Origin of the sequence: Pseudalkalibacillus sp. A8 (assembly GCF_045920555.1) — a bacterium.
Lineage (GTDB): Bacteria > Bacillota > Bacilli > Bacillales > Fictibacillaceae > Pseudalkalibacillus.
This window is the reverse complement of the sequence record NZ_CP174509.1, coordinates 2,526,161-2,547,575: the sequence shown is the minus strand read 5'-3', so window position 1 is coordinate 2,547,575 and position 21,415 is coordinate 2,526,161. Positions and strand designations below refer to the sequence as shown.

Below are 21,415 nucleotides of genomic sequence, written 5' to 3'. Positions count from 1 at the left end.
TATGGAGAATCCCCTGTCGCTTGGATAACTTGTCCGCTAATTGGCAAATCAACCGAAATCACAAGAAGTCGGTAGGACCATACTGAAAGCTCTCTTGCGCCAAAGTAACAACTTTTGTTCCTTGAACCTCAACCTTCCATAACCACTTTAAAAAAGTAACGGGATTAAGCCCCCTGCAATATCAAAAACAATTACGACTTCAAGAAGCGCGGCGTCTCTTGTTATCCGAGTCATCTGAGGCGGCGGAAGTCGGTTTTTTGATGGGTTACGAGAGCCCGTCACAGTTTAGTCGTGAATATTCTAGGATGTTTGACTTACCTCCAATTAGCGATGTGAAAGCATTGCGAATGTGTTCGGATAAAGAAAAGTTCTTGATCGGAGGTTATTGAAGTAACGGGGATCGATAGTCAATTAACGAAAACCAGTCTAACACTTTATTTTCATGTTTATGACTGGTTTTTCTTTAAACAGCAGCTTTCCATTAATATATTTTCAACTTAATAGGAATTCTTTGCTCCATATTAAGTTTAAACGAACCGTATGAACTCACGTGGTTATAGAATAAAGGGGTTAGTCCTCTAAAATCCTCTGAAGTCATTTTTCTTCAACCAATATTGGTTGTTGTCATAAAGAATCTCCTGAACCATTAAGGTATTTATATAAACCAAGCAATTTTGGAGAAACTGCAGTGATAATGCAGCCACTTCTTGATCCTCTATAGAATTAGAACGGACATCACTGTTTTTTCCATAAAAAATGTAGGTATTAACGGAGTTCCAATGTTCAACCGTATTAATTCCTTCATGAATCTCTCTTCGAATCTCTTCAGAATGTAAATATTCACACAAGAAAATGGTTTTGATCGCTTTTCCTAATTCGCATAAAGCACGATAAGTTGGATGTTGAGTATCCCTCGAAAATCGCTTCAAAATGGCTTCTGCTGATGCAGTCCCAAATCGTAGAGCTGTCGCATATTTAATAATCTGTTCATACTGTTGACGAATGAGATCTCAGTTTATAGGTCGACTTAAAACTTCTTGTAAATGAGGATAGGCTTCGTTCATCCCTGGTTCGGGGCGATATAACTTTTGTGAACCGATATTTTTGAAGCGTGGCATCAGTTTAAAACCAAGCAAATGGCAAAAAGCAAAAGCAACCACACTTTGCCCATGCGTATCTACATAGTTCCGATCGATTTCCATGTCCGTACAGTGCCGAAGAACTCCTTCTATCATGGCGGCTACTTCTGAAGAAAGACAGGACTTGAGCTGGGTATAAATGCATGCCGACTTTCGATCTGTATGCTAATAGATCATCACCCCATATTTCTTGTAACGGGGATGCCGTTCAGTAAGCAGATTCTGATCCCAAGACCCAAAATGTTTCGAGTCAGAAGCGCAGGCCGTGGTAGCTTCTCCCCATACCTCTTTCATTCGATTGTAGATGATATGATTAGTAACCACCACATTGGCTTTACGTAAGTGATCTTTATGTATAAATTTATTGCGGATATAAAGAAGCTCCCGATTATTTGTATGGCTTCCAGCAGAAACGGCTTTCAGACCTGTATTGGTTCCCAATCCAAATAAACTGATGAGAAGGCGGCGCTGAATGGTTTTCCGATCTAAAATCTCTCGATCTGCTGTCGTCTTAAAATGTTTCGTAAATCCCTTATGAAAATCCGTTTCTTTTAGCAAATCTAGCAAGTTAATATCCGACCAACGGTTCTTGATCTCCTGTTTGATCTGAGCCAAATGTGGAGGATCAAGCTGCTTATCTAAAGGAGAGACTCGAATCCATCCTTTATTATTTTTCGTTATAATGCTCACTTGCTGATTACTTTTATCTTCAAATCCTTGATTCAGTAGGCTTAACCGATCCTTCATTAGCTGTATGATTTCCGAAATAAACAGATCTGCATCGAGGGGTACTTTCAATGCTTGAAAATGTTCTTCCTTGTTTTCTTCAAAACCTTGAGGAAGATCTTCATCAGGATTTCAGTATCGATTGGCACCCTCAATCCATATTTCCTTACAACGAAGACGAGTGCGAAGGGATCCCTTCTTCCTGCCTTTCCCTTATTCGTTTACGCTCATCTTAAGCCATGTAACTCAATAATTGCAGGATTAAGTCTGAGATCAAGGTTTCAATACCGTTCAAATCTTTAACCTGTACATCGCAAGAGTTAGAAATCATAGAATGGGAGCTTAATGACTTAATGTATGATTTTAGTAATGAAAACAGAGAAGAGAATTCATCGATTTTCTTGAAGAGCTTGGTGAAAGAGAGTCAGGCAGTTTGCTAGAATCAGTTAGAGAGTTCAAAGTCAATAAAAAAGAGAATTTGTGGATTAACAATACGTATTTTTTGTTATTCAGCAATCTATAAGAAATTACAACAGAATGAAAATGGTAAAATAAATTGGAATGATAACTAATGAGGGTGCGTATATCGATGCAAAAACCGCCATGATCTGTATGATGTCTACAGGGAACAAACAATTGAGTCAATTAATTTCTTTACCGTAGAACAAGCGGATATTATTCCAGATGGTTTTAGCAATTCTTTACGCTGGAATTTTGGTCACCATTCTTGTCGCAGAAAAAATTATCAGAAAATTAAGGAGGAATAACTATGACAAAAACAAATCAAAAAATCGTTCCGCATTTATGGTATGACAAGGAGGCAAAAGAAGCAGCCGAGTTTTACGCTTCCATATTCCCGGACTCACAAATTACGAATATAACAACACTCTACGACACACCATCAGGCAACTGTGATGTAGTCTCTTTTGAGTTTTGGGGGCAGAAGTTCATGGCAATCAGCGCAGGGCCTTTGTTCAAGTTCAATCCGTCGGTGTCTTTCATAGTTAATTTTGACCCATCGAGAGAAAAAGACGCGAGAGAAAAAATAAATGAGGTTTGGAACAAATTGTCCGAAGGTGGCAAAGCGTTAATGCCGCTTGATAAGTATCCGTTCAGTGAGAGGTATGGCTGGATTCAGGATAAGTATGGTTTGTCGTGGCAGTTAATTCTTACCAATCCAGAAGGTGAAGAGAGGCCTACGATAGTACCCTCGATTTTGTTTGTCGGCGATAAATGCGGCAAAGCGGAAGAGGCGATTAATTTTTATCTATCAGTATTTAAGAACTCAAAACAGGGACTTATTGCCCGCTACCCTAAAGGCATGGAACCTGACAAAGAAGGAACAATCATGTTCTCTGATTTCATGCTTGAAAATCAGTGGTTTGCCGTAATGGACAGCGCACGAGAGCATAAATTCAGTTTTAACGAGGCAATCTCATTTATGGTGTATTGCAATACACAAGAAGAGATTGATTACTACTGGGAAAAGCTGTCTGCGGTTCCTGAAGGCGAGCAATGCGGTTGGCTGAAAGATAAGTATGGCGTGTCTTGGCAGATTGTGCCGAGAGAGATGGACGAGATGATGAGAAAGGGTACACCAGAGCAAATTACACGCGTAACGCAGGCATTTCTTAAAATGAAGAAATTTGATCTTGCTGAATTGCAGAAAGCATACAAGGGATAATGAGAATACAGCCCCTTACTTGGTCATTCGGACATTTAATCTGCTTCGAAGTAATACTATAATCGGTGGTAATCTGAAATTATTTTGGACGGCGTCCCGCGTCCTAGAAATATCCAATATGTATGGTTCCTTGTGGACAATTAGATATCAATCCTGCCAATACACATCACACTCTAGTTGTCGTAAATATCGAAAGAAATTGGCGTATCCAGATTTTCCATAATATTCCAGCTCAGTTACATGGAAGACCTGAGTTAGTCGAACAATTGACGGAAGAGTTAAGAGAATGGCTTAAGTGAAACTAAATTTTCCCTAGATGAATGATATCTTTACATAAAAATGTTATTGAAATATCGGGTACTTTTCATGAATATCTGTAAAGTCTATACCGTACATAACGATCTTCCGCAATCGGGCGCTATTCAGGGATAAGCACTCCTTTCCTTTTTAGGTCCATTTTCTTGGAGAGGAGGAAGAGATTGTAAAATATCTTATCATTTAAAAGAATTGTTATTAAGTTAAAGGGCAGGAAAAGGAGATAGCGAAACATGTATCAAAGCATAATCGTCAAACTTAGAAAAGAGATACTCCTGAAAAGTCATCCATTCAATAATTGGCAGAATGTTGAAAGTTAAAAAAATTTCTTAAGAAAAGGAGACATTTTAAAATGACAAACTCAGAAAAAAATTTAAGGACTTGCAACAAAGGACATAAGTACTATAAAAGTAGCGATTGTCCAACCTGCCCGACTTGTGAGCAAGAACGCAAACCTGATAACGGATTTCTTTCACTACTCTCGGCACCAGCAAGACGAGCATTGGAAAACAATGGGATAACTTCTTTACATAAGCTATCAAAATTTAGTGAAAAAGAGATTTTGCAATTTCACGGTATGGGACCTGCTTCTTTACCTAAACTTAGGTCTGCTTTGAAGGAAAATGGGTTATCATTCAGAAACTAAACACCAAGATTTATTATACTTACAGGAATGTATTTAAGGACTACTGGAGCATAATTCTATTTAATTTTTTCCACAAGTAATTGAGATAAGAGTTGAAAATCAATACCATCAACAAAACGGATAGTGATCTTCCGTAATCGGGCGCACTTCTTGAGTAAGTCCGTCTTTTTGAATTGGGCCTATTGTGGAATAAGGAAGGTAATTAGTTAGAGCATCTTGAAATTTAAGTTATGCCAGAAAAGAGTAGTTTAATGGAGGAACTATGGAAATAAGAAAAGAAAAAATTTTAAATAAAGCCTTTAATAAAAAGGGATTAAAAAAGCCTTCGGAATAACTTCGTGTCAATTTTGTCAAGAATATTTGGAACTGAGGAAGCTGCCTTGTTTTAATGGAAGTAGATCGTGCTCTTTTTTAAAGGGGGTTTACTCCACTGTTTGTTATCGTACACCTATCCTTCTGGATTTCTTATCGATTACTATGTTTTTGAATTTTTTGTAGAAAATTATTCATTAACAATGGCAAGGAGATAAGGATTGGTGGATCGTCGAGCCGTGGAGGATAGAGAATTACTTCTTGATGTGGGACTGAGGAAAACGATTCTACGATGATTGGCTTTTTCGATCGCGTCCGTAAGGTTTTTTGAGGAAGTAGAAAGTCCATGGCCTGCATTCCCCAAGAGACAGAGGTAGCCATTAAGTAATAAACGCCTGGTTTGACATCTATTATGTGAAAGTCTCCCAACGAAGAAACGAGCGTTCCATGGATCGGGAGCCCTTCAGGTATTGGTTTAGCAAATAAACCGATTAGAACCAATCCCTCAAAAGGAACGGTCGCTTTAACGGTTCCTTTTATGGTTGCTTGTTGATCTGTGGAAATATGGGAATCAGACCAGTCGCTAAGCTTTTGTAAAGAACGAAAATGATTCTCCGCTCTCTGCACAGAGTCCCGAAAATCGGAAGGTGTCATGCCTACCCGCTCAGTAAATCGGGTCGTAAATGTTCCTAAACTTTTTTGACCGATTTCCAGTCCAATATCCCGTACTCTCAAATTCGTGTGCAGCAACAAATCCTTTGCCTTTTGAAGACGCAAAGCTGAAATATAATATACTGGAGAGATACCCATTTGTTCTTTAAAAATGCGCGTAAAATGGTACGGGCTATAAGAAGCATAACGAGCTAACTCGGAAAGTGACAAAGGTTCGTATATATGCTGATGAATATATCCAATCACTTCACCTATTTCTGGATAACTGTCAGTCATTATTCCTTTCCCCTCCATCCAAACATTTTTATTTCATTGACTACTTTATAATTAATTCTTCCTTTATCAAAACGATTCCTCCTCCTGTTGCCCTTTTATTAGGCTAAGTAAATACTCATAGGTTGATAATGAGGAAAGACAACCTCAGAATCAGAACATCCAAACTTCTTTTTGGTACCTACTACATTTCGGAATTTTGTATGCTAATCAGTTTGATTTGTTAATCAACTGAAGTGCTCCGTTTAAGGTATAACATAAAGATCATAAAAAAGCACCGTTTGCTGTTTGTTGTTCAAGATAGCAATCGAAAAGAAATCAAAGAATTATTCATTTGCTACAATTGATAAGAATAATAAATTAAGGAGTTGATCAATGATGACAGTAAAAATTACCCCTTATTTAAATATGGAAGGGAACGCAAGGGAAGCTATTCAGTTTTATGAACAAGCAATCGGTGCTGAAGTCCTCACAATTATTACTTACGGAGATATGCCGGAAATGCCTAATACTTTCACCGATGATCTGAAGAATCTTGTAGCACACGCAAAGTTACGAGTGGGTGAAGCGGAGCTCATGTTTTCCGATGCTCCAGGTGGTTCGACTATTGAAAAGGGTAAACAGGTGACAATTTGCATTTCAACGAACGACGTGGAAAAATCAAAACGAATTTTTGAAGCCTTGCGGCAAAACGGTCAAATCAATATGCCGTTTGGAGAAACCCCTTTTAGCCCAGCTTTTGGTGATGTAACGGACAAATTCGGCGTGACCTTTCAAATTTTTACTGAAATTCAAAATTAAAAGTAAGTATCCGCCCGTAAAACGGGCGGTTTTAATTTCGCCCTATAAGGGCACTTTACCAACAAACCCCTAAAGGGGCCTTTTGAATTGACCGTCAACCGTTTATCTCTCTACCTATTTTTTGAATGGGTCTACATATTCTCGTTTAGTCATGTTATCTCGCAAACGGTCTTCAGCTTCTTGTTCTCGAATATATTTCGCTACGGTCTTTTGATTGAGTCCAACTGTACTCACATAGTATCCTTTAGCCCAAAACGTACGATTTCCATGATTATATTTCAGGTTTGCATGTCGGTCATGTATCATTAAAGAACTTTTCCCTTTCAAGTATCCCATGAAGTAAGATACAGACATTTTGGGTGGTATTCTGACCAACAAGTGTATATGGTCTGGCATTGCATGAGCTTCAATGATCTCAACATCTTTCATATCGCATAATCTTCTTAGAATCGCACCAATGTCTTTTCTCAATTTCCCAAATATGATCTTTCTTCTATATTTTGGGATAAACACAATGTGATACTTACAATTCCATCGGGTATGTGATAAACTGTTGTCGCTCGACATGAGCAGATCTCCTCTCGTTAATTGAAATTGGTTTGACGGCCAGTTTCTATTATAACGAGAGGAGATTTTTCTATTACAACCCTTAAAGGTTAATTTTCACACGGGCATAGCCCGTGGTTTAAAAAGACTTAATATAAAATGGAGTGCTTGCCTTTAAGCCTACACTCCATTTTTACTGTTGCTGTTGATAACTCGGATTGTCCAGCCCTTATAAATTGCCCCTTCCCTTACTCATTTAAATGGCCCTTATATGTAATATGGGCACTTTTCCTTATTACAGAAAAGCGCCCTTTTCTTTAATAACGTTTCTCTATATTTACTGGTACTACTTAACAGAAATATAAATATCAACTTGACTATTTTGAGGATCTTTTGCCTTTTCACCATATACTTCAAAATCTGTTTTAAAAGCCCTTTCTCTATCTTCTGACCAATCCCATATCTCCTGCCAGGCCTCAATGACTACTTCTGGAATAGATCCCTTTCGAGTAGTAAAAACAATATAATTATCATCAGCGATTTCAAAAGACTCCAGACCTTCAGAAGTCTTTTCACTATCTGTTATTTCTGTACCAATAGCATATGTATAAATACCAGTTTCATCAGATTCATAATTAGTATATAAGGCAACAATAGTTGAATCCTTTTTATTAGTTATAGAATCCAATACTTTATTCTCATAAAAACTTTCCCAAAGTTGTGGGATACTACCTTTCCTTTTCATCTCTACTTCATTACTCGTTCGTATTGAACTACCAATGAAACTAAATCCATTACGTTTTATTACTTTACTTTTAGTAATTGTGTTAGACATGATTACTTTTCTCCCTTCCATCTATTTCATTCATCTATTCTATGAATAGGAGTAATTTCCTTCTTATTCCGTTAATTGGCCCTTTTCTAAAGAAGGAATAAAATCCAATCCACCATATTCCAGCTTCAGTTTATGAATAAGTAAAGGGCGATCACGTTTTACAGCAATCGCCCCCTCGTATATTATTATTAACCAGATATAGCGCATTCCAAATGTCCTTTTGAGTCAGTCTTATTATTTTATTAAAGTTTTAACTTTCCCATGGAATCAATGACTTCCAGAAGCTCCTCTTTTGATAAGAAACTACTCACTTCGTAATAATACCCTTTGTCTTCCCATCTGACCGCGAGCTTTTGTTTTCCTATGCGGATAAAGACGGCTTCCGTACCATCCAATAAGTTACCGTTATTTTCCTTTACTCCAGTACTTGCTTTCCATTCTTCAAATCTGTCTGGTTGAATCCTTAATTGAATATCGTTTCTACTCCCGTTTTCACCTTTATAATGCTGGAAAAATGTCATTTTGTCCGTATTTATCGAGACCCTAGCCTCGATAATCTTGTATGGAACACTCTTTAAAACCTTAATATGTTTTTTAAAGGACGCTGGATATTCGTTGAATTCCTCAGGAATTGCACTCATTGGATCATTTGACCGAAGGCTAGTTAAATCCTTTTGGTTAAAAGAAATGGAATGCGTTTTTATATAATCCACAACATCTCCATTTGATGCATACTCCTCCAGTTTTATTAAAATACCCGTACCAGTATGAACCCAGGCTTTGAATGATGTGGCCGAATGCCGACTCATCTTTCCTTCGATACGTACCACATTAAGTCCATGCATTTCTTCATAGCCAGCGATTTCCCAGTCATCTTCGATGTTTTTAACCATAATGCATAATCCTTCGGTGCAATCGAAGGGTTTACACCACCAGCAAGGAAAAGCTCCTGAAAATCATGTTGATCGGAAATTTTCTCAATAGATATCCCATCTTCCTGGATACTTTTGATGTAAGAAGCGGAATGCTTCCCTGTTTGGATTTGGTAGTGTTTTTTCTCCGTAATATCATGATGGTAGGAACCTATATGATAGGTGAATGAACCTTGGACAGAATCAAAAAATGCAAGCGGATTTTCCATTCTCGAGATTAATTTATCTTTTGTAACATTTGCTTCAATAGCAAATTTTCTGCTATCAGTGGACTCTGAAATTTCAACAGGCTTGCTTGTACTTGGTTCATTTTCCGAAGGACCAGGACCTTGCTTCAATGTATAAAAGGCCATCCCCAGCAAGATCATAAAGCATGCAATCATGCTGAATGTAGGGTTGACTTTACCAAATAAGGTCGGTTTTCTTTGTTTTCGCTTATATGTTTCATGCACTTTTTTCCGTTTTTCCTCATCAAAATCAAAGTCCTTAAATGTCGTTTGTTCGAGTGTTTCTTTAAGTTTTTTCAGTTCATCTTGCATCTTCATCCCCTCCTTCCAAGATGTTTTTCAGGAGAAATTTTGCTCGCGACAACCTCGATTTAACTGTATTTAGGTTGATATCCAACATCAGGCTGATCTCTTTTTGTGACAATAGCTCAAAATAGAAGAGAAAAATAACCTCTCTGTATTTTATAGGGAGCGATAAAACTTGTTCTGACAACTCCTTTTTGCGGCTATTTAGGATTGCAGCCTCTTCAGGCGAAGGCTCTTTCCCTTTTGTGAATTTGGCTATTTTCTCAGTCAAAACCGTATAGCGATAATGAGCACTTCTTACATAATCGTTACAGTGATTTGAAGCAATTCTGTAAAGCCAAGTTTTGAAATTGGCTTCTCCCCGATAGGAATGAATTTTTTGGTAACATTTTAAAAAGATCTCCTGCGTTAGATCTTCAGCGACCGTACGATTACGAACATCAATTTTAGGATCGCTCCACCATATTCATCCATAATATGTTCCATCATCTCTTCTTTGGTATGTATATTCATAATGTCTGGATGGTTTAAATTCTTACGATTCATTGTATGACCTCATTTCGGTGTCTACCTATTTAAATAGACGGGGAACCGCTCCAAAAGGTTTATGGGTTATATAAATTTTCTCATAAAATAAAAAAAAAGCTTGAATCTAAGTAACGGGTTCTGTTTTGAGGTACAAAATCGGAATTCCAAGCCTAAATCACATGTTTTTCACAGACAGTTTCTCGTATGAATTCACAAGAAAAAGAGCTCGGATTGGAGCTCTTTTTTACTTTTTTATGACGAAGGGCTTATTCCATTAAAGTTAGCAATAGGTAAGCGTTTGTAAAACATAATTTAATTAACAATCATCCATTTTATATTTTTTTCGCCGTATGGTCATTAGCCTGTTTTTGCTCTTGAATCTCGTTCTTCACTTTATTGCGGTATTCCGAAATAGGGCTCCAAGCAAATTTAGAAATATTGGAATCCGGGACGCAGGTGTGCCCGGGTTCTCGAAAGCAGCATTTACGGTACCGCACATTTTATCTTTTGGTTGTACATTCGTGATGCTCAGCACTTCACCGCGCTGACCATAGTCATACGGTCAGGAGAAAAACTACCATCGACACGTGAACTATGTGCGACATGCGATGGTTTCTTCTTTAGAGGGAAAAAAGTGGTCATCATCGGTGTTGAATAGGGGGAAAAATTATGCAAGGATTACTTTGGAGGTGCCAAAACAGAGGTAAGTTACCTATAAGGGATGGTGATTTATAAAGGTAGACTTTTTCTTTTTTAAGCTAGGATTATCCTTTTTAATCGTTTAGGTATTTTTGAATTATCTTTTTAAGATCTAAAAGATAAGGGTTTATTGATTCCGTTTTCTTATCATTTTGTTCAATCCTAACAATAAAACGTTGTAATTCTGTAACGAATTGTTCGAAATTTGAATTTGCCAAAATCGTTTTCCTCTCTATTTTAATTGGTAAGATAGTGTATGTGATACGAATAACTTTGGTTGGGAAAACAGAAACTATTTTGGATTCAATTCGGAATGCAAAAGGCCGAAAATAAATGAAAAGCAGGTAATGGCAGCTTTCCTTACTATTCTATTCTTTTATTTCTTATACCGGCCAAGCTATGCTAACCCTTATATTTACTTATATAAAGTAAGTCGATATGCAAGAAAAATACCCGCCAAATTGGTCGGGTTTACTTTTTTATGTAAATTCGCAACTAGGGCTTACCAGGCGTAAGGTGGATTATTCTTTTAATTGAAATTGTGTAAAGTAAACATCAAGGTGATCAGTAAAATCATAAATGTTGCTTTGTCTAAGTCGAAATCACTATTACTCACGGCCAGACCACCCCCTTTCTAAAAGGGGATTTTGACCGCCCACCCTACAACTATGCGATTAACTCCTACAGCAATAACAAAATATCTGTTTTAAGGTAAAGTTCGAGAATTGGACCAAAAAGTCTAAGGAGTCATCTGTCTTTGAATTTAGCCATCAGCTTATGGCTTTTTTATTTGATTAATCCATAACGTCATCATCCAAATAAACACAATAGACCGTATAGGATTTATTGGTTTGGACTACATTTTTTAATTTAAAGTATTTGGAGAAAATCCCCATATCAAACCCGGGGTCATTAACAATTACGTGAAAATATCGTTCATTTGAGTTAAAAGTCACCGTCGCCTGTACTAAAACTTCACGGTTAATCGCTGTGTTTGAATAGATATGAACCCTATTAAAAACAAGGTTATGATTATTATCGTACACATAAGGGGATTCAACCAGTCTTTTTAATTCATTTACCTGATACATTAGGAAATCTCCTCTCTATTTAAGAAGATTTTCAGTAAAGCCTTGCAAAGGAATATTGAAAACTGAACATTAAATAGTAATTCTATTTAAAATATGTTAAACCTGCAGAAATAACAAAAACTCCTATTATCAAACTAAGGTATTAAACTCAACGTGTATTACAAGAGAGGGAAATTACCGAAACCGGATCAACTCATCGCGAAAAAACCTTCTTTCATTTCAATCAAATAGAATCACCTCATAAGGATAAAATTTCAGTTTATGTGTCCATAATCCTTTTAACCATCCAAAAACAGAGAAAACAGCTATTTCTTCTAGAGAAATGCTCGATTTCTTCCTTTAAGCCATGTCTTTATGAACCAAAAGGCAAGTCTATTCTTTCATCCATTAAACTGTATAGTCATACCAATCAATCCAAAGGGACTCTGGAGGAAAATAATGCCCTTAGATTCTAGATAATTGGGAAATAGTGTGCAAAGAGGGCTAAAAAGAATCATCATCTAAGTCTGGATGACTCAGCACCATACACTATATGCCAATAATTGATTGATTATGTAATGGTAACAAAACAACCGTTGGATCATATAATGAAAGGAACATATTTCATAAACATAATATTTACAAATGGAATATTAAAGGAATCTAATATAATTTCAAACTAATAGAAAGGAGAAATTGTTAAAGAATGAATGTTATAACAGGAAGATGGATTGTGTGGTTAGGTATCCTCTCAGCGGTAATCGGATTCTTTTATGCCCCACTCTGGTTAGGCAGTATTGGTGTTGTCCTAGGATTAATTGGTTTAGCTAGCCCACAGAAAGTCTTAGCATGGTGGGCAATCGGACTTGGAGTAATTTCTTTAATTATCCCGTACCTTAGTTAACAACGAGACATGATCATAGTCTGAGAACTTCCACTTTGTTACTCTCAGTATAAAAACACTATGTAATAAAGGAAATTGAATTTCATGAATGAAGAGGGGATTTAAGGATTTTTAAAACTCAGCTAAATTTATTTTATAATTGTAATAATACCGAGATCGTGTTTTTGGTAGACTGTCCCTATATTTAAGAACCCCTAAATACTCAGAGATAAACATTTTGATGTACTTGTTTGATCTATTAAAATAATTATCTTTTGTAATCATTAATATTTAATACCTTCTACCAGAAAAATGAGAGTTATTAAAGGACTTAACTAGACAATGAAATAGTGTCTCTTTGAGTCCTTTTTACTTAATTATACTAGGTCATGATGAGATAAAAAAGTCCGTTAAATCTCATGAAAAGGACTAGAAAAAAACAAAGAAAGTTAAAAAGAGTACTAAATGCAGCCACTGAACTATATCCCGAATAATAGATACTTATTAAAAAACCAACTATTTAGGATTTTTGTATTAACTCAAACAGGAAACCCGTTATAATCAAAACAAATGGAGAAAAACGGGGAATTAAATATGAATAAACGTAAACGAATTTCACCGTAAGGACACCCATAAGTATAAAAATCTTCTGGTTGAAACGGTTGAGTAATTGAGTAATCGGGTGATTCAGTTGTTATCGTATGCCATATCGAAATAGCGAATGTCAGCATATCCTTTTTTCCTGCGGTACAAGATCATCAGCATCGCTACAAAGATAAGTACGACGGAAATCACTTGCGCTATACGCAAATATTCTGTAAGCATCAAGCTGTCTGTTCTCATTCCTTCAATAAAAAATCGACCGAACGAGTAGTACATGATATATGTCAAAAACAACTCCCCTCGCCTTAAATTTACCCGACGCAGTAACATCAACAAGGTAAAACCGCCAAAATTCCAAAGAGACTCGTATAAGAACGTAGGATGATAATACACCCCGTCTATGTACATCTGATTGATGATAAAATCGGGCAAATACAGATTTTCAAGAAATTCCCGCGTTACCGGGCCTCCGTGGGCTTCCTGGTTGATAAAGTTTCCCCAGCGTCCGATTGCCTGTGCCAAAATGAGGCTTGGTGCCAAAATGTCGGCAAGTTTCCAAAAAGAGATGTCTCGTACCTTGGCAAACACTACCAGCGTCAACACTGCACCGATCAGTACACCATGTATAGCCAGCCCTCCTTCCCTGATAGCGATAATCTTACCAGGATGTTCGGCATAATATTCCCATTTGAAAGTCACATAATAGATTCGTGCAAATAGGATTGAAATTGGAATCCCAATCAATACGAGATCAACAAAAGTATCTTTCGATAGACCGAGACGTTCGCTTTCTCGTACAGCCCAATAAGTGCACCAGAAAGGATGATAACAGCATACCAGTAAATTTGGATCGGACCGAAATCGATCGCAACCGGGTCAATCGGTTCAAGTGTCGTTTTCATATTTTCACTCCTATTTTATTTCAGAAGATATCGTGGTTATAGGCGGATACTTGCTTACTACAAATTGGGAAAAACATCAAATAATAATTTATCCGTAAAACGATTTTATATTCGTTATAGATGAGAAATTGCATAAAGTATAGAGAAATAGCGATCATTGCTTTGATATCATAAGCTATTTATTCGAAGAATCCTAATCGTTGTCCTAAACATCTCCTAGGAGATCAACTATGAATTTGGCACTTGCCAGCGGGTCTATTGTTTGTTGAAATTGTTTCATTCTATGATTCAAAGACGCGATCTCTTGGGGGGAAAAGAGTAATTTTTCGATTAAAGTATCGATATGATTGATGTCATCCATTTTTACAGCCAAATGATTATTTACTAAAAATTCGCAATTTCTTTCTTCATGACCCGGTATGGGGTGATAGATATAGATAGGCAATCCCTTTGATAATGCTTCAAAACAGGTCAATCCACCCGGTTTTGTAATAAGTAAATCCGTTGCCTCCATCCACTCGTCAATGATATCAACAAACCCGATCACATAGACATGGGGATGATAGAACCTTTCATCTCCTAAAAGGGAACTTCGAAGTGTTTCATTACTCCCGGTACATATGATTACCTGAATTTTTTCTTTCCATTTCAATAGAGCATCAGCCAGGTGTTGGATTCCACCTAACCCCAGTCCTCCTCCCATGATCATAACAGATGGCATATTTTTTAATTTTAATTTTTTTCGCATTTCCAGTTTACTTTTCTTGGACCAGAAACGTTCTCTTATAGGTAAGCCTGTAACGGCAATTCGATTTTTTTCAATCCCCATATTTCTTAATTGATCATACATATCCTGATTCGATACAAGATAATAATCAACCTCAGAATGGACCTATGCCCCATGAAGATGAAAATCGGTCACTACCGTGCAAACAGTAAACGTATAGCCCTGCTTCTTCAGTCGGGATACAGATGAGCTGGTAAACGGATGGGTACAGATAATAAGGTGAGGGTTTTCCTCGTCAAGAAGATTTTCAATTTGACGATGAAATAGTTGATGAATGACAAATTTCCTCCAATCGGAAAGAGGTTTGTTTTGTTTGTAAAGGTAGATTTTTCTCCATAATGAAGGAGATAGGACGATCATATTGACGTAAGAATCAATGAGCAGCTTGGTGGTAAGAGGATGAAGTGTCTGACCCACTTCTATGATCTGTGTATAGATAGGAGGAGCAAGATGGGAAATACCTTGCTTTAACGCTTCTGCAGCTTTTGTATGGCCCGTACCAATGGCTTCTGATAGTATCAACACTTTTTTGTTCATAATTTGCACCCTTACCAAAATTCTTTCAACTATTAAATGGATTATAAAAGTAATCAAACACGGTCATCTTTTGTTGGAAGCAGGTACTGCAGCCTCTGATTACCCAAAAACAAATCAGTGATGATCTTGTAACCTTGATCATTGGGATGGACTTCGTCTGCCAATAGGTAAGGTTTGTTTAAAAAAGAGTCCATCGGGATGATAATATTTACACCGAATTGTGTTGCAGTTCCTTCATAAATTCTATTTATCCTTCGAATCAATTGAGTGGCTACCTTATATAATTTGTGGTCCGACGTGCCAGGATTATAAAGGCCCATAAGAAATATATGGGTATCTGGATTCAAATCAGTTATACTTTGCAATATGTACTCCAAATTTTGTTTTAATGTTCGAATCGTTCTTATGATTCCCGATAAATTAAAGTTATTTTGATAAGCACGTATCATATCGTTTCCACCAATTGTAATCGTAACATGGGTTGCTCTCTTCAATAAATCACATATCTTGGAATCAGTGAGTAATTGAAGCAATTCACCGCTGCTCCGTCCTGATTTACCTAAATTTATATACCTGCAATCTTTCGTTTGTTTGATACCGTGAAAAAAACTGGCGGTAAACGATCGTTCATGTGCAGAGGCCCCTACTCCTTTAGTAAGAGAATCTCCTAGAGCAATATATAAAACTTGATTTTCCATTTGATCCTCCATTTTATCTTAAAAAGAATTTTACTTTTACATTTTGTTCATCACCTTTATTTTTTATTTACTGGTTTCAAGGTAATTATTGGTATGATCCAAGCCATATTTAACACAATATGGCAGATGATTTCCCAAATCCTTTTATTTCGGACATAATTTAACTGGTTCCCTCTAAGTGAAGGGAACCGGTTTTTGTTGGATAGTTAGATATCATTTAATCACGTCTTTTAATGGTCAAGTCATTATGCTTAAGTCCAATGATCGCCATGGATGGGTTATCGGCATTACATGCTGGGATTGATGGTGTATGGCAACAGAAATCATCTCCTTGCGGAACGATCCAATTGGTGGAAACAGTAGCGATATAGTGCCATAGCATTTTTCCTTCGAATTAAACCCTTTAATATGCAAAATATCCTGCCCAATAAATTTTGTTTTTGTAATTTTCCTTCTACAACAACTGCCAGGGGTATACCCTTATACTCCGTGTCTATTTTTAGGTGAGCAGGTGTAACATTACAGCGCTATTATGCCCTCTTTATTTTAGAGTTTTTGAAAAGGGATTACCAATGAATTAAGGTTTTCCCTTATCAATATAAAATGAATAATCTTTATCATTAACTGAGGCATAAAAAATTTCCTTTAAATCAACCCCTCTTGTTTTGATTTCATTATGTAACCATTTTTCATCTTTATTGATTTTCTTTAAGTTTTGTCTTTGGATTTTCCCTTCTATAACAACTGCGATCGGAATACCTTTATACTCTGTTTCAATATTCAGATGTTGAGGCGTTACATTTACAACACTATGATTTGGTAGAATACTTAGTTCACCATTAGGCTCTAAGATGACATATTCAATTTCTTCGATGTTGGGATATCCTGCTATACGAATTGCTGATAAGAGTTCGATCAAGCTGAATCGAGATTTATCCAATTCTCTTTTTGAAATTTTCCCATGCTTTACTAAAATGGAAGGTTGGCCTAGAAACAAACGGTTTAGCGCTTGAAATAAACTTAACTTGGAAAAAAGGATATAAAGTGTAACCAACAATATGATCCCGATGATTGCCTGTATTATTCCGTCAACTTTTATCGGAGTTACAGCTAATGTGACAAGGAAAACGAGAGCTGCCAAATCAATTGGACTTAATTGGGCCAATGCCGTTTTCCCCATGAATCGAATGGCGCTCGTTACAATGACAAATAACAATACCAATTCACCTATAAATGAAATCATAAAAACCACCTAATAAATTCACATCATCCTTTATACGATGACAGAATTCTGTATTTTTGAAGAAAGCGATTTTTAATTCGTGTTTACATGTATGTTTTAACTGTCGTTTAATATCGGTGTTAGTTTATTAAGAATGTCATCTAACTTTTGACTGTTATGATTATACATCTGCTTTGCTTCATTGGATTCGGTGAGAAGAGAAAATAATTCCAAATCTGCCTGGCACTTTTTTAATGATGCCAAAAGCAATGGTTTTTCTTGAGGTGAAGGGACCTTTATCTTGTCATCATAGAGGTCTACTGTTAACTGTCCGTATGAATCAACTTGCCCTAAAAAAACATTATCAAAAGACACCCCAATTTTCTCTAATTCTTCATAGAGCCAACCCCGGTTTAATGCAATGGTTGATAGTGGTTCATCAAGAACTTGCCCATCCATGATAACGGTTTGAGGTTCTTTAATAGGTGGTACATTTAATTGAAGATCCTTTGCAGTAAGAGGCTGATTTTCCTTTTTTAAGAGTACGCTGACGTTACCATTTGGCTCAATGACAGCATACTCAACATCAGATACCTGAAACACGTCTTTGCTCCTAAGTTCTTCAAGCAATTCATCAATGGAGTATCGTTCCTTTTTTAAATTATCTTCCAGCACTTTCCCATCTTTAATGACAATCGTTGTGTTTCCTTCAACAAAATTACGTACATTCTTATTCTTTAGAGATATTAAACCTATTACAATAGGAAATAACGTCCATATAGACATCGCTATAATTCCATGAATGATCTGACGTTCCAATCCCATCGTCACTTCCGCAGCGATAGCTCCGATTGTAATTCCAACCACGTATTCAAAGAAGGATAGTTCGGCCAATTGTTTCTTGCCCAGCCATTTTGTCATTAAAAAGAGTATGATCAAAAAAATACAAGAGCGTACAATAATTTCTATCCAATCTAACATAATATCACCTTAAGAAATTTATTTTCCTTTATATTGTGGTTCCTCGAATTCTAGGTGTCCGATTCTCTTTTGAAGATCCGAAATGATCTCCTCAACCTCTAACATGCTTTCATGAAACGTTCGTTTAGCTTGTTCGTCTGAAGATTTTAGTGCTAAGTTGCTTAGTGTTTCTTTTGCGCCTTTTAAACTCGCCAAGCATTGTTTAACATTTGATGCTACCGTCATTGTTAACACTACCTTATCCTTTTGGTTTGAATAGTAATGCTCCTATAAATCCAAATATAATAGCTGCAGAGATACCAGCACTTGTAACTTTGAACATACCCGTTATTACGCCGATAATGCCATGTTTTTCTGCTTCAGCCATCGCCCCGTCTACAAGTGCGTTGCCGAAGCTAGTGATGGGAACCGTCGCCCCTGCCCCCGCAAAATCGATTAATGGCTCATATAGACCAATCCCATCGAGAATGGCACCTGCTACTACTAAAACCGTCATAGTATGTCCAGGGGTTAATTTCAAAACATCAAACATAATTTGACCGATTACACATATGGCTCCACCAATCACAAAAGCCCAAAAAAGGATTGCCAATTTATTCTGCACCTCCAAATTCAATGGACACCGCATGAGCGATACAAGGGATCGTTTCATTCTGTTGAAAAGTTAGAGGAGAAAGAAGTGCTCCAGTAGCCACAACAAGCATTTTTTTAAATTCCCCTTTTTTCATTCGATTTAAGAGATGTCCATAAACAACTGTTGCGGAACAAGCGCATCCGCTCGCTCCAGCCAGAACAGGTTGTCCTTCTCTATAGATCATCATCCCGCAATCCTGGAATTGTTCAGCGGTTATTGAGAAACCATGTTTATCCAGTAAGTCCAAGGCGATTTGATGTCCAATCGATCCTAGATCACCTGTTACAATAAGATCATAATAGGAAGGATCGATTTCCCTGTCACGTAGATGGGCCTCAATTGTATCTACAGCAGCTGGTGCCATTGCTCCACCCATATTAAATGGATCGCTTAGTCCCATATCCACCACTTTTCCAATCGTGGCAGATGTTACATTAGGTCCGACTCCCTGATCACTTAGTAACGCACTTCCAGCCCCTGTTACCGTCCACTGGGTGGTTGGCGGTTTTTGTCCTCCATACTCCGTCGGATAGCGGAACTGCTTTTCAACGGCTGCATTATGGCTAGCTGTTCCAGTCAATAAGTACTTCGCTCCATTTCCATTTACAATAAAAGCGCCCATTGCAAGGCCTTCCATTGAGGTCGAACACGCCCCGAATAATCCTAAATATGGGGCTTCCAAGGTCCTACAGGCAAAACTTGTACAAGTGATTTGATTGATGAGATCACCTGCAAGGATAAATTGTACATCCTCTTTTTGAATGTTTGCTTTTTCCATGGCTCTCTGACAAGATTCTTCAAACAACACTTTTTGAGCTTTTTCATAAGAATCCTCCCCTAGCCATAAATCTTCATGAAGAAGATCAAAGTCCTCAGCAATTCGTCCATTCGCTTCAAAAGGTCCCCCGACCGTCCCTGTTGAGATGATTACCGGCTTATTTTCAAACACCCACGTTCGATGCCCCTGTAACACGTTAAAGACCTCCATATTGGATAACAATGGTTTTAATGATTGCAATAACAAAGGCAGAAAATACACCGAATAAGATAATCGGTCCAGCTAATTTGAACATATTGCCTCCAACACCTAATACGAATCCTTCTGTTCGGTGTTCGATTGCAGCGGCTATAACCGAATTACCAAACCCAGTCACCGGGACTGCTGTTCCAGCACCTCCGAACTGCGCCATACGGTCGTAAACACCAAATCCTGTCAACAACATTGAAATGAAAATTAAAGTAGCAACGGTAGGATTACCCACATTTTGTTCTGTGAAATTAAAGTAATTTACGTACATGAGTGATATCAGCTGCCCCACGAAACAAATAAATCCTCCAACAAAAAAAGCTTTTATGCAATTGGTCAACAGTGGTCTTTTTGGTTCATTTTTATCCTGTAATCGTTGATATTGTTGTTGAACCGGTGTTAACTCTTTATTTTTGCTAGCCAATATAATGACTCCCTTCAATGATTTACTTTAAGCCTCATCCGTCGCTTTTTTTTCTATCTTTTTAATTTCTTTATCAATGTCTTTTCTGTCCATTTTTTTATTTAATTTATTTTCTAACTGATCAACCAATATAAATATTTTTTGATCTGTACTGACCATCACTTTAATGTCAGGATTTTGTTTCTGTAGTTTCTTTTTGATCCTTTTTTTAAGGCTTTTTAGCTGAAACCTCTCGAGATGCTTAGGTTTTACGGCTACAATCATATCCTCTTCGGAGTTAACCACTTTAACATCTGTTATTTCCGACATAGTATCAATGGTGTCCTGTGCTTCTTTGGAAGCGGCTTGTTTGTTTTCAACATAGTAAGTTTGCATTGATTCGTGATTCTTATTTCCTTCTTCCTCTTTTTTGTTATTGCATCCAGCAGATAGGATCATGAAAGATGATAAAAGGAGATATACCATAACCTTAAACTGGGTTTTTCCCATACGGCTCACCCTTTCAGGTAAAGATATGTAAATGCGAAAAGGATGATAACTCACCCTTTTCAATCCAAAAAGATCATTGTCTATATTGTGGCTCTTCCTGTTCAACTTCTTGTAAACGGGGATTTAATGAATCCACTATGGTCTGGGCTTGTTGGGCGGCATTTTGGTACAACTGCTTCGCTTGCTGATTCTCCGTATCAAGTGCAAATGTTTCAAGACTTGCTTGAGCACTTTTTAATCCTGCAAGAGTGGTTTTTAAATTGTTTGCTACTGTCATGATGGAAGCCTCCTTGTTATGTTGTTGCAATTGTAGGATGTTTTAAAGGAACTCTGCTTATCCGTTCCAAATATACCCATCCAATATGTATGGAGTTTTTGTTATAAATGACCACAAAAACACATCGGTGTTCGGCCTGAAACTTAGAAACACCATAAAATTTAAGGAGTTTACATCTCTGAATTAAGTATTAAGGATAAACGGTGTAAGTTATCTTTGACCTTAAGTCGAAACTCAGAG

The 21,415-nt window shown here is 37.2% G+C and carries 23 protein-coding genes and 6 pseudogenes; 7 read left to right on the top strand and 22 right to left on the bottom strand.

Annotated elements, in window-relative coordinates:
* Window positions 1-8: 8 nt before the first annotated feature.
* Window positions 9-62, bottom strand: a pseudogene (locus ACJROX_RS13225) (hypothetical protein); the annotation flags it as partial.
* 66 nt (window positions 63-128) lie between these two features.
* On the opposite strand from ACJROX_RS13225, the pseudogene ACJROX_RS13220 reads away from it, so the two are divergent.
* Window positions 129-389, top strand: a pseudogene (locus ACJROX_RS13220) (helix-turn-helix domain-containing protein); the annotation flags it as partial.
* A 92-nt stretch (window positions 390-481) separates the two neighbouring features.
* Here the strand turns inward: ACJROX_RS13220 and ACJROX_RS13215 are convergent.
* Together ACJROX_RS13215 and ACJROX_RS13210 are read right to left on the bottom strand one after the other, a co-directional pair.
* Window positions 482-2,057: pseudogene (locus ACJROX_RS13215) on the bottom strand (transposase); the annotation flags it as partial.
* Between the two features lie 43 nt (window positions 2,058-2,100).
* Window positions 2,101-2,175, bottom strand: a pseudogene (locus ACJROX_RS13210) (recombinase); the annotation flags it as partial.
* A 459-nt stretch (window positions 2,176-2,634) separates the two neighbouring features.
* On the opposite strand from ACJROX_RS13210, the gene ACJROX_RS13205 reads away from it, so the two are divergent.
* The 3 genes from ACJROX_RS13205 to ACJROX_RS13195 all read left to right on the top strand — a co-directional run bounded on the left by ACJROX_RS13205 (window position 2,635) and on the right by ACJROX_RS13195 (window position 4,510).
* Window positions 2,635-3,549, top strand: a complete 915-nt coding sequence (locus ACJROX_RS13205) for a VOC family protein (RefSeq protein ID WP_408011188.1) — start codon at window positions 2,635-2,637, stop codon at window positions 3,547-3,549.
* 122 nt (window positions 3,550-3,671) lie between these two features.
* Window positions 3,672-3,848, top strand: a complete 177-nt coding sequence (locus ACJROX_RS13200) for a hypothetical protein (protein WP_408011187.1) — start codon at window positions 3,672-3,674, stop codon at window positions 3,846-3,848.
* A 368-nt stretch (window positions 3,849-4,216) separates the two neighbouring features.
* Window positions 4,217-4,510: an RNA polymerase alpha subunit C-terminal domain-containing protein gene (locus tag ACJROX_RS13195; RefSeq protein WP_225065513.1), complete on the top strand. Its 294-nt coding sequence runs from the start codon at window positions 4,217-4,219 to the stop codon at window positions 4,508-4,510.
* A 465-nt stretch (window positions 4,511-4,975) separates the two neighbouring features.
* Here the strand turns inward: ACJROX_RS13195 and ACJROX_RS13190 are convergent, their stop codons facing one another.
* Window positions 4,976-5,770: a helix-turn-helix transcriptional regulator gene (locus ACJROX_RS13190; RefSeq protein WP_408011186.1), complete on the bottom strand. Its 795-nt coding sequence runs from the start codon at window positions 5,768-5,770 to the stop codon at window positions 4,976-4,978.
* 375 nt (window positions 5,771-6,145) lie between these two features.
* On the opposite strand from ACJROX_RS13190, the gene ACJROX_RS13185 reads away from it, so the two are divergent.
* The gene (locus ACJROX_RS13185; protein WP_408011649.1) at window positions 6,146-6,568 is read left to right on the top strand and encodes a VOC family protein; all 423 of its coding nucleotides are present in this window, start codon (window positions 6,146-6,148) and stop codon (window positions 6,566-6,568) included.
* Window positions 6,569-6,682: 114 nt separating this feature from the next.
* Here ACJROX_RS13185 and tnpA read toward each other — a convergent pair whose 3' ends face one another.
* The 7 genes from tnpA to ACJROX_RS13150 all read right to left on the bottom strand — a co-directional run bounded on the left by tnpA (window position 6,683) and on the right by ACJROX_RS13150 (window position 11,732).
* On the bottom strand, window positions 6,683-7,135 hold the full coding sequence (gene tnpA, locus ACJROX_RS13180) for an IS200/IS605 family transposase (RefSeq protein ID WP_408011185.1): 453 nt from the start codon (window positions 7,133-7,135) through the stop codon (window positions 6,683-6,685).
* 325 nt (window positions 7,136-7,460) lie between these two features.
* On the bottom strand, window positions 7,461-7,949 hold the full coding sequence (locus tag ACJROX_RS13175) for a GyrI-like domain-containing protein (RefSeq protein ID WP_408011184.1): 489 nt from the start codon (window positions 7,947-7,949) through the stop codon (window positions 7,461-7,463).
* 242 nt (window positions 7,950-8,191) lie between these two features.
* On the bottom strand, window positions 8,192-8,758 hold the full coding sequence (locus tag ACJROX_RS13170) for a DUF4367 domain-containing protein (protein WP_408011183.1): 567 nt from the start codon (window positions 8,756-8,758) through the stop codon (window positions 8,192-8,194).
* Entirely contained in the window at window positions 8,755-9,420 is a 666-nt protein-coding gene (locus ACJROX_RS13165; RefSeq protein ID WP_408011182.1) for a hypothetical protein, read from the bottom strand. The genes ACJROX_RS13170 and ACJROX_RS13165 overlap by 4 nt, the downstream gene beginning before the upstream one ends.
* Window positions 9,410-9,790 carry a sigma-70 family RNA polymerase sigma factor gene (locus ACJROX_RS13160; protein ID WP_408011648.1) on the bottom strand — a complete coding sequence of 127 codons (381 nt, stop codon included), beginning with the start codon at window positions 9,788-9,790 and terminating at the stop codon, window positions 9,410-9,412. Before ACJROX_RS13160 ends, ACJROX_RS13165 begins: the two co-directional genes overlap by 11 nt.
* Window positions 9,791-9,822: 32 nt before the next feature.
* On the bottom strand, window positions 9,823-9,960 hold the full coding sequence (locus ACJROX_RS13155; protein ID WP_408011181.1) for a hypothetical protein: 138 nt from the start codon (window positions 9,958-9,960) through the stop codon (window positions 9,823-9,825).
* 1,475 nt (window positions 9,961-11,435) lie between these two features.
* Complete coding sequence (locus ACJROX_RS13150) at window positions 11,436-11,732, bottom strand: hypothetical protein (protein WP_408011180.1); 297 nt, start codon at window positions 11,730-11,732, stop codon at window positions 11,436-11,438.
* Between the two features lie 685 nt (window positions 11,733-12,417).
* Here ACJROX_RS13150 and ACJROX_RS13145 point away from each other — a divergent pair.
* Window positions 12,418-12,615, top strand: a complete 198-nt coding sequence (locus tag ACJROX_RS13145; RefSeq protein ID WP_408011179.1) for a hypothetical protein — start codon at window positions 12,418-12,420, stop codon at window positions 12,613-12,615.
* A gap of 666 nt (window positions 12,616-13,281) precedes the next feature.
* Here the strand turns inward: ACJROX_RS13145 and lgt are convergent.
* From lgt to ACJROX_RS13130, 3 genes and pseudogenes are all read right to left on the bottom strand, one after another.
* A pseudogene (gene lgt / locus ACJROX_RS13140) lies at window positions 13,282-14,099 on the bottom strand (prolipoprotein diacylglyceryl transferase).
* Window positions 14,100-14,304: 205 nt separating this feature from the next.
* Window positions 14,305-15,423, bottom strand: a pseudogene (locus tag ACJROX_RS13135) (MGDG synthase family glycosyltransferase).
* A gap of 53 nt (window positions 15,424-15,476) precedes the next feature.
* On the bottom strand, window positions 15,477-16,121 hold the full coding sequence (locus ACJROX_RS13130; RefSeq protein WP_408011178.1) for a GDSL-type esterase/lipase family protein: 645 nt from the start codon (window positions 16,119-16,121) through the stop codon (window positions 15,477-15,479).
* A 233-nt stretch (window positions 16,122-16,354) separates the two neighbouring features.
* Here ACJROX_RS13130 and ACJROX_RS13125 point away from each other — a divergent pair, with 233 nt between their 5' ends.
* Window positions 16,355-16,492 carry a hypothetical protein gene (locus tag ACJROX_RS13125; protein WP_408011177.1) on the top strand — a complete coding sequence of 46 codons (138 nt, stop codon included), beginning with the start codon at window positions 16,355-16,357 and terminating at the stop codon, window positions 16,490-16,492.
* Window positions 16,493-16,698: 206 nt separating this feature from the next.
* Here the strand turns inward: ACJROX_RS13125 and ACJROX_RS13120 are convergent, their stop codons facing one another.
* The 8 genes from ACJROX_RS13120 to ACJROX_RS13085 form a co-directional block, all read right to left on the bottom strand.
* The gene (locus ACJROX_RS13120) at window positions 16,699-17,364 is read right to left on the bottom strand and encodes a DUF421 domain-containing protein (RefSeq protein ID WP_408011176.1); all 666 of its coding nucleotides are present in this window, start codon (window positions 17,362-17,364) and stop codon (window positions 16,699-16,701) included.
* Window positions 17,365-17,460: 96 nt separating this feature from the next.
* Window positions 17,461-18,324, bottom strand: coding sequence for a DUF421 domain-containing protein (locus ACJROX_RS13115; RefSeq protein WP_408011175.1), 864 nt, complete (start codon window positions 18,322-18,324; stop codon window positions 17,461-17,463).
* Window positions 18,325-18,342: 18 nt separating this feature from the next.
* Entirely contained in the window at window positions 18,343-18,549 is a 207-nt protein-coding gene (locus ACJROX_RS13110; protein ID WP_408011174.1) for a DUF1657 domain-containing protein, read from the bottom strand.
* A gap of 13 nt (window positions 18,550-18,562) precedes the next feature.
* The gene (spoVAE, locus tag ACJROX_RS13105; protein ID WP_408011647.1) at window positions 18,563-18,952 is read right to left on the bottom strand and encodes a stage V sporulation protein AE; all 390 of its coding nucleotides are present in this window, start codon (window positions 18,950-18,952) and stop codon (window positions 18,563-18,565) included.
* Complete coding sequence (gene spoVAD, locus ACJROX_RS13100; protein WP_408011173.1) at window positions 18,918-19,931, bottom strand: stage V sporulation protein AD; 1,014 nt, start codon at window positions 19,929-19,931, stop codon at window positions 18,918-18,920. Before spoVAD ends, spoVAE begins: the two co-directional genes overlap by 35 nt.
* A 1-nt stretch (window position 19,932) precedes the next feature.
* Entirely contained in the window at window positions 19,933-20,409 is a 477-nt protein-coding gene (gene spoVAC, locus ACJROX_RS13095; RefSeq protein ID WP_408011172.1) for a stage V sporulation protein AC, read from the bottom strand.
* A gap of 27 nt (window positions 20,410-20,436) precedes the next feature.
* A complete protein-coding gene (locus ACJROX_RS13090; RefSeq protein WP_408011171.1) occupies window positions 20,437-20,898 on the bottom strand; it encodes a YhcN/YlaJ family sporulation lipoprotein in 462 nt (153 codons plus the stop codon).
* Window positions 20,899-20,971: 73 nt separating this feature from the next.
* A complete protein-coding gene (locus ACJROX_RS13085) occupies window positions 20,972-21,175 on the bottom strand; it encodes a DUF1657 domain-containing protein (RefSeq protein ID WP_408011170.1) in 204 nt (67 codons plus the stop codon).
* Window positions 21,176-21,415 lie beyond the last annotated feature (240 nt).